Raw genomic sequence first — 11,793 nt, 5'->3', positions numbered from 1 at the left:
GACGTGCGGGAATTGCCATCGCGCCATCTTCCTTCGAGCGCCAAAGCTGGTTAGAGCCGAGTCACCATGACCGCCTCTTCTCCCCTCGACGATTTCAAGGCCGCGCTGTCGAGCGTCGCGCGCGCGGTGACGCGCGATGCCGAGGTCGAGGTCGGCTTCACCGCCGACGCCCCCGCGCAGATCGGCAAGACGATCAAGGTCCCCACGCCGTCGCGCACCCTGCCCGCCGACCAGGTCGCCGAAGCGCGCGGATTCGCCGACGGTTATGCGCTGCGGATGAAGCACCATAGCGAAAAGCTGCACGCCGCCGCGCGTCCCGCCGAACCGCTCGCCGCCGCCGCCTTCGACGCGATGGAGCGCGCGCGGGTCGAGGCCTTGGGCGCGCGGCACATGGACGGGATGCGCGCGAACCTGTCGGCGAGCCTCGCGATGCGGATGCGCAGCGACCCGATCGCGCGTGCGCAGAGCCGCGACGACGTGCCGGTATCCTCCGCACTCGAACTGATGCTGCGTCAGGCGCTGACCGGCGAGGCGCCGCCGCCGGGCACCGAAACCGGACTCGGCCTGATCAGCGACTGGATCGCCAAGCAGGCCGGCGGCGACATCGACGCGCTGGCGATGCAGATCGACGATCAGGTCGCGTTCGCGGAAACAGCGAAGCTGGCGCTGCGCCACCTCGACCTGATCTATGGCGACGAGCCGATGGACGAGGGCGCCGAGGACGGCGGCGACGAGGACCAGAGCGAAGCCGAGGAATCGCAGGACGAGCAGGACAGCGAAGAGGGCGGCAGCAGCGAGCAACAGGTCGACGCCCGCGCCGAAACCGCGGGCGACCAGGCCGACGACGGCGACAGCGATCCCGACGCGCAGGAGATGGAGGCCGACGGCGAACCCGAAATGGGCGGCGAAGGCGACGAGGGCATGTTGCCGGTGCGTCCCAACCGCCTGCCGACCGACGTCCCCGATTTCAACTATCTGCGCTTCACCGAAAAGCATGACGAGATCATCGCCGCGACCGACCTGTGCGACGCCGACGAACTGACCCGGCTGCGCGCCTATCTCGACCAGCAGATGCAGCATCTGCAGGGCGCGGTGACCAAGCTCGCCAACCGGCTGCAGCGCCGGTTGATGGCGCAGCAGAACCGCGCGTGGGACTTCGACCAGGAGGAAGGCCAGCTCGACGCCGCCCGCCTCGCGCGCGTCATCGTCTCGTCCGGCCAGTCGCTCTCCTACAAGATCGAACGCGACACCGATTTTCGCGATACCGTCGTCACCCTGCTGATCGACAACAGCGGCTCGATGCGCGGCCGCCCGATCAGCATCGCCGCGATCAGCGCCGACATCCTCGCGCGCACGCTCGAACGCTGCGGCGTCAAGACGGAAATCCTGGGCTTCACCACGCGCACCTGGAAGGGCGGGCAGAGCCGCGAGGACTGGCTCGCCGCCGGCCGGCCGCCGCACCCCGGCCGCCTGAACGATTTGCGTCACATCATCTACAAGCCCGCCGACGAACCCTATCGCCGCGCGCGCAAGTCGCTCGGGCTGATGATGCGCGAGGGGCTGCTCAAGGAAAATATCGACGGCGAGGCGCTGATCTGGGCGCACAGCCGCATCGTCAACCGCCCTGAAGAACGCCGCATTTTGATGGTTATTTCGGACGGTGCGCCGGTCGACGACAGCACGCTGTCGGTCAATCATGGCGCGTACCTGGATCAGCACCTGCGCCAGGTGATCGAATGGATCGAGAATCGCTCGCCGGTCGAGCTGTGTGCGATCGGCATCGGGCATGACGTGACGCGATACTATAGCCGCGCGGTGACGATCATGGACGCCGAGCAATTGGGCGGGACGATGGTCGAGCAACTCGCGGGATTGTTCGACATCGACTAAGCCGCGCCGGATCGTCGACCCGTGCTTTTCGGTCGGCCAAACGATTCATCGCATTCGGCAGCAAATCCCCCTTGCCAATCCAGCAGAGCGCGATACCTCCCGATTTGGGGAGGGTCGCAACATGGGGGTGCTGCAGCAGATACGCCGGGCCGTAATGGCGTCGGCAGTGATGACGGGTGCCGTTTGCGCGCCGCTTGTCCAGGCGCAGGAGGTCGAAGCACCCGCTCCGACCGCCGCCCCCGATGACACGTCGCCGACGACTGACACCGCGGTTTCCGAAACGATCCCGACCGAAGCCGCGGCTGAGCCGCAGCCCGCTCTGCCGCTCGATCGCCTGCCGGCCGGAACGATCATTGAAATCCGCGTCGACGAACCGGTGAACTCGAAAACGCACAAGACCGGCGACTGGTATGCGATTTCGCTCTCACGCGCGGTCATGCTCGGCGACACGGTCCTGATTCCCGCCGGCACCCCCGGACGCGGCCAGGTCGTCCATGCGGCCAAGTCGAGTTGGGGCGGCAAGGCGGGCGAACTCATCCTCGGCGCGCGCTACCTTGAATTTGATGGCAAGCAGATCGCGTTGCGCAGCATGAAGCTGGGCGGCGTCGGCGACAACAACGAAGGCATTGCCTTCGCCGCCTCGGTCGCGGGCGGACTTATAGCGATGCCGCTGGTGTTCGCGATCAACGGCAAAAATGCCGATATCCAAACCGGCATGCTGGCCACCGCGAAATTGACCGCGGACCTCTTTCCTGCGCCCGCCGCAACGCCCCCCGCCCCCGGGGCTCAGCTCATCGCCGAACCGGAGGGTGGTGCCGCATCCGTCACGGTTCCCGAAGACATCAAAAGCGTACCGACCAAACAGGAGGATTTATGAAAAAGCTTATCGCCGCCGCGACCATGGCGGCCGTTCTTGCCGGAGGCATCGGCCTGTCGGCCACCGCCATCGCCAAGGAGAAGGAAGAAAAGTCCGAAAAGGGCGTTGCGAAGGTCGTCCCGGCCCCGCCCGAAGGCATGGGTCAAGTCGTGTTCTTCCGCCCCGGCGGCATGGGCTTCGCGCTCGGTTGCGGCGTCAATGAAAATGGCGAGCGCATCAGCGCGCTGGGGGCGGGAAAATATTTCGTCTATCCGACAGCGCCGGGATCGCACAGCTATACCGTCAAGAGCGAGGCGACCGACCTGCTGACGCTTGAGGTCGAGCCGGGCGAAACGACCTATGTGAAGTGCAAGATCAAGATGGGCATCATGGTCGGACGGCCAAACATCGCGCCATCGACGCAGGAGGAATTCGACAAGCTCAGCGCCAAGCTCGAATATGTCGATGCCGACGATATCGGGCCCAAGAAGGAGAAATAGGCCCGGCACGGCGCCGCGCGCGCCGGCCGACCTTTTTGGACGTTACGGACGGCCTCGCGCTTTGGGTGCGGGGCCGTTCCACATGCAGGTGACAACCCCTTTTCCCCTCGTTACAACCGCTTCCCGATGCAGCAGGGACTCGCGGCCTGACGACGAGCGCCGCTGTATCGATACTTGTGCCGAGGGTCGCCGGCACACACTAGGGGCCGCACCGATGGGGTGCATGGCTGAGGGGGCGACTGTCACATGAAAAAAGCATCCGACCTGTTCATCGAATGCCTGGAGGAAGAAGGCGTCGAGTATATTTTCGGCGTCCCGGGCGAGGAGAATCTCGACTTTCTCGACAGCCTGTCGCGGTCGACCAAGATCAAGCTGATCCTGACCCGGCACGAACAGGGCGCGGGCTTCATGGCCGCCACCTATGGCCGCCACACTGGCAAGACCGGCGTCTGCCTCGCGACACTCGGCCCCGGCGCGACCAACTTCGTCACCGCCGCCGCCTATGCCCAATTGGGCGGCATGCCGATGATGATGATCACCGGACAAAAGCCGATCAAGAAATCGAAACAGGGCCGGTTCCAGATTCTCGACGTCGTTGCGATGATGGGGCCGATCACCAAATATACCCACCAGATGGCCTCGTCGGACAATATCCCGAGCCGCGTGCGCGAAGCCTTTCGCCTCGCCGAGGAAGAAAAACCCGGCGCGGTGCATATCGAACTGCCCGAGGATATCGCCGACGAACATACCGACAGCCTGCCGATCAAGCGCAGCCATTCGCGCCGGCCGACCGCCGACGTCAAATCGATCCGCGAGGCGGTGAAGGCGATCGAGGAAGCGACCTCGCCCGTCCTCGTCATCGGTGCCGGCGCCAACCGTACGATGACCAGTCGCATGCTGCTGCAGTTCATCGAAAAGACCGGCATCCCTTTCCTGACGACGCAGCTCGGCAAGGGCGTGATCGACGAGCGCCATCCGAAATTCCTCGGCTGCGCCGCGCTGTCGGCGGGCGATTTCGTCCACCGCGCGGTCGAGGCGTCGGACTGTATCGTCAACCTCGGCCATGATGTGATCGAAAAGCCGCCCTTCTTCATGAAACAGGGCGGTCCGACCGTCATCCACGTCTCGACCAAGACCGCCGAGGTCGACCCGGTCTATTTCCCCGATATCGAGGTGATCGGCGACATCGCCAATGCGGTGTGGCAGATCAAGGAAGACATCGTCCCCAACGGCGGCTGGAAATTCGACCATATGCTCGCCTTCCGCAAGGGCGAGGTCGACCATACCGCACCGCTGGCACAGGACGCGCGTTTCCCGATCTTCCCGCCGCACCTGGTGCAATCGGTGCGCGATTCGATGCCCGACGATGGCATCATCTGCCTCGACAACGGCGTCTACAAAATCTGGTTCGCGCGTGGTTACACCGCCTATCGCCCCAATACGGTGCTGCTCGACAATGCGCTCGCGACGATGGGCGCGGGGCTGCCGTCGGCGATGATGTCGGCGATGGTCTATCCGGGGCGCAAGGTCATGGCGATCTGCGGCGACGGCGGTTTCATGATGAACAGCCAGGAAATGGAGACCGCGGTCCGCCTGGGGCTCAACATCACCGTGCTGATCTTGAACGACAACAGCTATGGCATGATCCGCTGGAAACAGGCGAACATGGGTTTCAAGGATTGGGGGCTGACCTATGGCAACCCCGATTTCGTCAAATATGCCGAAAGCTATGGCGCCCACGGCCACCGCGTCGAAAGCGCCGCGCACCTGAAGGAACTGCTCGCGCATACCCGCGACACGCCGGGGGTGCATCTGATCGATTGCCCGGTCGATTACACCGAGAACGACCAGATTTTGAACATCGACATCAAGAAGATATCGAAGGAAATGTAAGCGCCTGCCGCCGCCCGCTGTTTCTTGTCATCCCCGCGAACGCGGGGACCCAGGAGCGAAATGGAACAGACCTATCACGTCTATATCCTCGCGAGCGAGCGCAACGGCACTCTCTACACGGGCGTGACCGGCGATCTGGTGCAACGATGCTGGCAGCATAGGAACGGCCAGGGGGCGAGCTTCACGAGGCATTATGGCGTGCATCAGCTGGTGCATGCCGAAGCCTTCGCCGATGTGAACGAGGCGATCGCGCGCGAAAAGGCCGTGAAGAAGTGGCGCCGCGCGTGGAAACTGGAATTGATCGAACGAGGCAATCCGCAATGGCTCGATCTCTATGATCGGCTCAACGGCTGAGCTTGGCGCCCCTGGGTCCCCGCTTTCGCGGGGATGACATGGTTGGAGAATGATTGTGAAGTTGAAAGACGTCTACCCGCTCTACCTCAACAACAAGGCGGTGCAGCCGAACACCGACCTCGAGGTCATCGACAAATATACCGGCGAAGTTGCGTTCCGCACCGCGCTCGCGACCCCCGACGTGATCAACGAGGCGATCGCCGGTGCCGTGCGCGCCGCCGAGCCGATGGCGCGGCTCGCGAGTTTCGAGAAGCGCGATGTGCTCACCCATTGCGTCGGGCGCTTTCAGGAGCGGTTCGACGAACTCGCCTATGCGCTGTGCGTCGAGGCGGGCAAGCCGATCGCCGACGCCGAGGGCGAGGTCAGCCGCCTGATCGATACCTTTCGCATCGCCGCAGAGGAAGCGGTACGCAACTATGGCGAGATCCAGCCGCTCGACATTTCGGCGCGCGCCAAGGGCTATATGGGGATGTGGAAGCGCGTGCCGATCGGCCCGTGCAGCTTCATTTCTCCGTTCAACTTTCCGCTCAACCTCGCCGCGCACAAGATCGCCCCGGCGATCGCGATCGGCTGTCCGTTCGTGATGAAACCCGCGTCGATGACGCCGTTGGGCGCGATCATCATGGGCGAAGTGCTTGCCGAATGCGATATCCTGCCCGAGGGCGCGTTCAGCATCCTGCCCGCGAGCCGTGCGGGGGCCGATTTGTTCACCACCGACGAGCGGCTGAAATTGCTCAGCTTCACCGGCTCGCCCGGTGTCGGCTGGGATTTGAAGGCCAAGGCGGGCAAGAAGAAGGTCGTGCTCGAACTCGGCGGCAACGCCGCGGTGGTCGTCGACAAGGACGCCGACCTCGACCATGCGCTCGCACGGATCATCTTCGGCGGCTATTACCAGTCGGGGCAAAGCTGCATCCACGTCCAGCGCGTGATCATCCATGAGGATATCTACGATCGTTTCCGCGACATGCTCGCCGCAAAGGTCAAGACGCTGAAATCGGGCGATCCGAAGCTCCACGACACCTTCATCGGCCCGATGATCTCGGTCAAGGAAGCGCAGCGGCTGAAAGGCTGGATCGACGCCGCGGTCGCCGCAGGCGCGACCCTGCTCGCGGGCGGCGGTTGCGAAGGCAATATGCTCGAAGCGGCCTTGCTGGAGAATGTGCCGCGCGACGCCGATGTGGTGGTCGAGGAAGCTTTCGGCCCCGTCGTCATGCTTTCGAAATTCTCGAAGTGGGAGGACGCCCTCGCCGAAGTCAACGACAGCAAGTTCGGGCTCCAGGCCGGGCTGTTCACCAGCGACCTGCACAAGGTGCTCGAGGCCTGGGATCATCTCGACGTCGGCGGCATCGTCGTCAACGATGTGTCGAGCTACCGCGTCGACAACATGCCCTATGGCGGTGTGAAGGACAGCGGGCTGGGCCGTGAGGGCGTGCGTTTCGCGATCGAGGATATGAGCGAAATCCGGAATTTGGTGATCCGGCGGGTCTAGCCCGCAATAAATCTCCTCATTGCGAGCGGAGCGAAGCAATCCAGGGCGGTTTGCGCCTACTCTGGATTGCCGCGTCGCCACGGATCAAGTCCGGGACTCCTCGCAATGACGAAGATTGAAACCCTCAGGGCCGTCACACAACCGCCGCCAAACTTTCTCCAAACTGTCGCGGCTTCGATTCCCGCCGTGTAACAAAACTCCTGTCTAGGCCGTGGACAGCTAAGGCTGCCCACGGAGCATGACATGGCATCGATTTCGACCCTGCCGATCCCCGCCCGTTTCCCCGACCCCTTCACCACCGACCCGCATATTCCCGAACGGGTCATTGGCGAACGGCGGAGCTACCGGACGGTGTGGGTCAGCGACATCCACCTCGGCACCCGCGGCTGCAACGCCGCGATGCTCATCGACTTCTTCGACCATGTCGATTGCGACACGCTCTACCTCGTCGGCGACATCATCGACGGCTGGCGATTGAAGAAGCGCCATTTCTGGCCGCCCGAGCATAATGACGTGGTGTGGCGCGTGCTCAAGCGCGCCAAGCGCGGCACCCGCGTCGTCTATGTCCCCGGCAATCATGACGAGATGATAAAGCCGTTCGACGGTTTCGATTTCGGCGGGGTCGAGATCCGCCGCGAGGCGATCCACGAAACCGCCGACGGAAAGAAACTGCTCGTCGTCCATGGCGACGATTTCGACGCGGTGATGCTCGCGCACCGCTGGCTCGCCTTCGTCGGCGACGCCGCCTACACCGCGCTGATGAAGTGCAATGTGGTGGTCAACCGCATCCGCAGTAAACTTGGCCTGCCCTATTGGTCGCTGTCGATGGTTGCCAAGCACAAGGTCAAGAACGCCGTCCAGTTCATCGGGCGGTACGAGGAAGTCGTCGCCCACGCCGCCCGCTCGCGCGGGGTCGATGGCGTCGTGTGCGGCCATATCCACAGCGCCGAGATGCGCGAGATCGAGGGCGTCGACTATTATAACGACGGCGACTGGGTCGAAGGCTGCACCGCGCTGGTCGAGCATCACGACGGACGCATGGAAATCCTCCACTGGGCCGAGGAAGTCGCCGCGCGCGCCGCGCCGACCCCGCTGGCGCTGCCCGCCCCGGCACGGGCGGCCTGATGCGGATCCTGATCGTCAGCGACGCGTGGGAGCCGCAGATCAACGGCGTCGTCCGCACCTTGCAGGCGACGATCGGCGAATTGCGGCGCACGGGGCACGAGGTCGGCATCGTTTCGCCCGACCTGTTTCGCTCGATCCCCTGCCCCTCTTATCCCGAAATCCGCCTTGCCTTCGCCGGCTGGCGCAAGGTCGGGCGGCATATCCGCGCCTTTGCCCCGCAGGCGATCCATATCTCGACCGAGGGCCCGCTCGGGATGGCGGCGCGGCGCTGGTGCATCCGCAACAAATTCCCCTTCACCACCGCCTATCACACCCGCTTTCCCGAATATGTCGCGGCACGACTGCCGCTGTCGCCCGCCTTCGTGTGGCGCTTCATCCGCTGGTTCCACCGCCCGGCGCGCCACATCATGGTCGCGACGCGCAGCCTCGCCCGCGAACTCGCCGACCAGGGCCTGACCCAGACGATGCTGTGGGAACGCGGGGTCGACCATGACCTGTTCCGTCCCGACCGCGCCGCCCATTCCGCGCTCACGGGACTGCCGCGCCCGATCCAGCTCTGTGTCGGCCGCGTCGCGGTCGAAAAGAATATCGAGGCGTTCCTCGATACCGCCCAGCCAGGCACCAAGGTGATCGTCGGCGACGGCCCGGCGCTCGCCGAACTCAAGGCGCGTTATCCGGGCGCCCTCTTCCTCGGCAAGCAAACCGGCGAGGCACTCGCTTCGATCTATGCCGGCGCCGACGTCTTCGTCTTTCCGAGCCGGACCGACACCTTCGGCCTGGTGATCATCGAGGCGCTGAGCGCGGGCACGCCGGTCGCCGCTTATCCCGTCCCCGGTCCGGGCGACATCGTGACGGGCGGCGCGGGCGCTCTCGACGCGGATCTGGGCCAGGCCATCGCCGCCGCGCTGCGATGCGACCGCGGCGACGCGGCAGCGCTCGGCGCGCGTTACAACTGGCCCGCCTGCACCGCGCAGTTCGCCAAGGCCCTCACCTTCGTGCCCGCCGAAATGGCGCCCGAAGGCGCCGTGCTCGGCACGACGATCCTCTCCGCCTAAAAGGTCTTGCGCCACTCCAGCTCGATATAACGGCCGAGCGGATCGATATAGCCCGGCTGGTAGTTGAGCGGCACGATGCCGTTGCCGTCGGTGATCTTGCGCTGCGCGTCGAAGATATTGTCGACCGCGAAGCGCAGGCGCGAACCCTTGAGGAACGGCATCTTCTCGATCAGCTTCGGCTTCTGGCCCAAATCCATGAAGACGCGCAGGTTGAAGGTCGCGAGGTCGCCGAAATCGAGGTCGCCTGCGGTGCCGCCGGTCACGGTGCTGCCGCTGTCGTACTTCGCGCTCAGCCGCACCCCGAGCCCCTTGTTGAACACGCCGCCGTCGAGTTCGACGAGGTGTCGGTTGCTGCCGCCACCGCTGCCCGTCGCCGAGCCGTCGAGCAGGTCGAGTTCGGGCACGCCCGGGCGGATGAAGATCGTGTCGGTCAGTTTGACCGTGTGATAGAGCGAGACCTGCCAGCGCCCGCCCTGCGGGCCGCCGAGCATGCCGCCGGGGCCGCCAGGACCGCGACCGCCGCCGCCTGCGCGCGGACCACCACCACCGGGGCCGCCCGGACCGCGCTGTGCGCCGGGTCCGCGTTCGCCGCCGGGCGGGCGTCCGCCCGCGCCTTCGGCCCGCGCGCCACCGGGGCCGCCGGCGCCGGGTCCACCCTGCTGTTGCTGGCCGAAACTCTTGCCGAAGTTGAAGCCCCAGCGAATCTGCGAATTTTCGGTGCGGTCGAAATTGACCGGCCGCTGGTCGAGCGCGATCAGCACGCCATCGGCATCGCGCGTCACCCGGTCGGGAAAGGCCGCCTCGATCTCGGGTGTCAGCAGCGGGAAGCTGTTCGCGGTGTCATAGCTTTTGTTCTTGTTGTAATTGACCGAGAAGTTCAGCCCCTCGAGCATCGGCGGCGACCAGTTCAAGCCCAGCTTAAGGTCGCGGCGCTGCTCGGCGAGCAGGAAGGGGTTGCCGCCCGTGGTCGTCGTGATCTGAACCGTCTGGCCGGTCGAAAAATCATAATAGGTAACCCCCGGGGTCACCAGCGGCGCGGCGCCGAGTTGCTGGATGCCGGGCGCCGCCTCGTCATTGTTGAAGCTCGCGACGAGCGAAAGATTGTCGGTGATCCCCCAATTGAGGTTCGCGCCCCAGCTCTTGAGCGCCGCGAAATCGCTCGGATCCTGATATTGCCCGCTGAGCGTCAGCGACACGCGGCCGATATTGCCCGCGCCATATTCGGGGTCGAGCAGCGGGATGGTCAGCGAGCCGAGGACGCCCGGCAGGTCGCGCGCGAGATCGGTCGTCGTAATCGCCAACGCCGTTTGCGACCGGCTGTCGAAGCGCAGTCCCGCATAATTCGCGGTCGCCGACAGACGGATCGGTCCGGCCCAGCCGTCGCCCAACCCGCCCGAGATATTGGCGGTGCCGCCGAAACTTTGCTGGCTGCTGTCGAACCGGTCGCGCGCGCCGCTGATGCGATCGGTGAAGATCAGCGAATCGGCGTCGGCATAATTGGCGGCCGCCGACCAGCGCCAGTTGCCGAGCATGCCGTTGATGCTGGCGGTCGTCGACAGGTTGCGGCTGCGGCTGTCGCGCGTCAGCGGGTCGGTGACGCCGCCGACGCCGGGGCCGATCAGCGACAGGCTGTCGGTCTGGTCGAAACGGACGTTGAGCGAGGCGTCGGTCAGCTTGTTGAGGCTGCGCTGGATCGTACCGTCGATCTTGTAGGTGTCGCTCGCCCCGAGCAGGCTGCGCGCCGGGGCGCCGGCAGCCAATGCCTGGCCGTCCGCGTCTGAAGCATAGTCGAGGTTACGCTCGCTCTCGCGCAGCATCGTCTGATGCTCCCACCCGGTGTTCAGGTTGAAGCGGCCATTCGCGCCGATCATCAAGAAGCTCGGTTCGATTTCGCTTTGGAAGCGTCCGCCCTGCGTCGGAATGCCGCCCTCGGCCTCGACCGCGACTTGCCGGAAATTGGGCTTGAGCACGAGGTTGACGACGCGTTCGTCGGCCGCATAGCCATATTGCAGCGCGACCTCTTCGGGGAACACTTCGACCTTGGCGATCGCTTCGGGGGGCAGGTTGCGCACTTCGCCGAAACCGCCGATGCGGCGCCCGTTGACGAGGATGATCGGCCGCCCGCTGCCGCGCCCGCGGCCCGAACGCGTCTGGGGCGCGAGTGCGGTCAGCAGTTCCTCGACGTTCGACACGCCATAGCTGGCGATCGCCGCCTCATCGAGTTCGGCCTCGGCGGTAAAATCGGTGTCGAGCTGACCGACGAGCCGCGGCGCGGTGACGACGATTTCGTCCTCATAGCCGTCGTCGTTGCTGTCCTGCGGATTGGCGGCGGCACCGTCGGCGGGCTGGTCGGCCACGACGGTGGTCGTCACGGCGACCGCGATCGGACTGTCGACGGCTTCGGCCATCGCCGGGCAGGCGAACGAAGCCCCCGCCGCGAGCAGGGCGGCCTTGACCGACAGCGAGGAGGAGAATTTTGGCATGGGAGAGACGAGCCTTTTTCTTTTGTCTTTGTTTTCTTTAGCGAAGCAGGCTGAACCCGCCCTGACGTCCAGTTGCCCCGGCCGTTCAGCTAGGCGGCGTTTGTCGCAACAATATGGCAGTGCAACAAAAGTTCCACGAACGGCGGTT

Annotated in this window: 9 protein-coding genes; 8 read left to right on the top strand and 1 reads right to left on the bottom strand. The window is 65.0% G+C overall.

Translation table 11 applies throughout. The features are described from left to right. The first annotated feature begins 66 nt into the window (after positions 1-66). From cobT to ASD67_RS14895, 8 genes are all read left to right on the top strand, one after another. Positions 67-1,890: a cobaltochelatase subunit CobT gene (gene cobT / locus ASD67_RS14930; protein WP_056348835.1), complete on the top strand. Its 1,824-nt coding sequence runs from the start codon at positions 67-69 to the stop codon at positions 1,888-1,890. Between the two features lie 121 nt (positions 1,891-2,011). Then, on the top strand, positions 2,012-2,767 hold the full coding sequence (locus ASD67_RS14925; protein WP_156377731.1) for a hypothetical protein: 756 nt from the start codon (positions 2,012-2,014) through the stop codon (positions 2,765-2,767). Continuing rightward, positions 2,764-3,246 carry a DUF2846 domain-containing protein gene (locus tag ASD67_RS14920; protein ID WP_056348830.1) on the top strand — a complete coding sequence of 161 codons (483 nt, stop codon included), beginning with the start codon at positions 2,764-2,766 and terminating at the stop codon, positions 3,244-3,246. The genes ASD67_RS14925 and ASD67_RS14920 overlap by 4 nt, the downstream gene beginning before the upstream one ends. A gap of 246 nt (positions 3,247-3,492) precedes the next feature. Then, positions 3,493-5,139: an acetolactate synthase large subunit gene (locus ASD67_RS14915; RefSeq protein WP_056348827.1), complete on the top strand. Its 1,647-nt coding sequence runs from the start codon at positions 3,493-3,495 to the stop codon at positions 5,137-5,139. 60 nt (positions 5,140-5,199) lie between these two features. Further along, the gene (locus ASD67_RS14910; RefSeq protein ID WP_056348824.1) at positions 5,200-5,493 is read left to right on the top strand and encodes a GIY-YIG nuclease family protein; all 294 of its coding nucleotides are present in this window, start codon (positions 5,200-5,202) and stop codon (positions 5,491-5,493) included. A 49-nt stretch (positions 5,494-5,542) separates the two neighbouring features. Continuing rightward, entirely contained in the window at positions 5,543-6,982 is a 1,440-nt protein-coding gene (locus tag ASD67_RS14905; protein ID WP_056348821.1) for an aldehyde dehydrogenase family protein, read from the top strand. 243 nt (positions 6,983-7,225) lie between these two features. Beyond that, on the top strand, positions 7,226-8,107 hold the full coding sequence (locus ASD67_RS14900) for a UDP-2,3-diacylglucosamine diphosphatase (RefSeq protein WP_056348819.1): 882 nt from the start codon (positions 7,226-7,228) through the stop codon (positions 8,105-8,107). Continuing rightward, positions 8,107-9,162 (top strand): glycosyltransferase family 4 protein, encoded by a 1,056-nt coding sequence (locus tag ASD67_RS14895; protein WP_056348817.1) that lies wholly within the window; start codon positions 8,107-8,109, stop codon positions 9,160-9,162. Before ASD67_RS14900 ends, ASD67_RS14895 begins: the two co-directional genes overlap by 1 nt. Here the strand turns inward: ASD67_RS14895 and ASD67_RS23130 are convergent. Further along, positions 9,159-11,645 carry a TonB-dependent receptor plug domain-containing protein gene (locus ASD67_RS23130; protein WP_056348814.1) on the bottom strand — a complete coding sequence of 829 codons (2,487 nt, stop codon included), beginning with the start codon at positions 11,643-11,645 and terminating at the stop codon, positions 9,159-9,161. The genes ASD67_RS14895 and ASD67_RS23130 overlap by 4 nt on opposite strands. Positions 11,646-11,793 lie beyond the last annotated feature (148 nt).

It is taken from the genome of Sphingopyxis sp. Root1497 (assembly GCF_001427085.1).
In the GTDB taxonomy this organism is placed as follows: domain Bacteria; phylum Pseudomonadota; class Alphaproteobacteria; order Sphingomonadales; family Sphingomonadaceae; genus Sphingopyxis.
This window is presented reverse-complemented; position numbering and strand designations above follow the sequence as displayed.

Excerpts from the sequence above, each read along its gene's own strand:
- ASD67_RS23130 (WP_056348814.1), bottom strand. The coding sequence starts at position 11,645 with ATGCCAAAATTCTCCTCCTCGCTGTCGGTCAAGGCCGCCCTGCTCGCG.
- ASD67_RS14925 (WP_156377731.1), top strand. The coding sequence starts at position 2,012 with ATGGGGGTGCTGCAGCAGATACGCCGGGCCGTAATGGCGTCGGCAGTG.
- ASD67_RS14895 (WP_056348817.1), top strand. The coding sequence starts at position 8,107 with ATGCGGATCCTGATCGTCAGCGACGCGTGGGAGCCGCAGATCAACGGC.
- ASD67_RS14900 (WP_056348819.1), top strand. The coding sequence starts at position 7,226 with ATGGCATCGATTTCGACCCTGCCGATCCCCGCCCGTTTCCCCGACCCC.
- cobT (WP_056348835.1), top strand. The coding sequence starts at position 67 with ATGACCGCCTCTTCTCCCCTCGACGATTTCAAGGCCGCGCTGTCGAGC.
- ASD67_RS14905 (WP_056348821.1), top strand. The coding sequence starts at position 5,543 with ATGATTGTGAAGTTGAAAGACGTCTACCCGCTCTACCTCAACAACAAG.
- ASD67_RS14915 (WP_056348827.1), top strand. The coding sequence starts at position 3,493 with ATGAAAAAAGCATCCGACCTGTTCATCGAATGCCTGGAGGAAGAAGGC.
- ASD67_RS14910 (WP_056348824.1), top strand. The coding sequence starts at position 5,200 with ATGGAACAGACCTATCACGTCTATATCCTCGCGAGCGAGCGCAACGGC.
- ASD67_RS14920 (WP_056348830.1), top strand. The coding sequence starts at position 2,764 with ATGAAAAAGCTTATCGCCGCCGCGACCATGGCGGCCGTTCTTGCCGGA.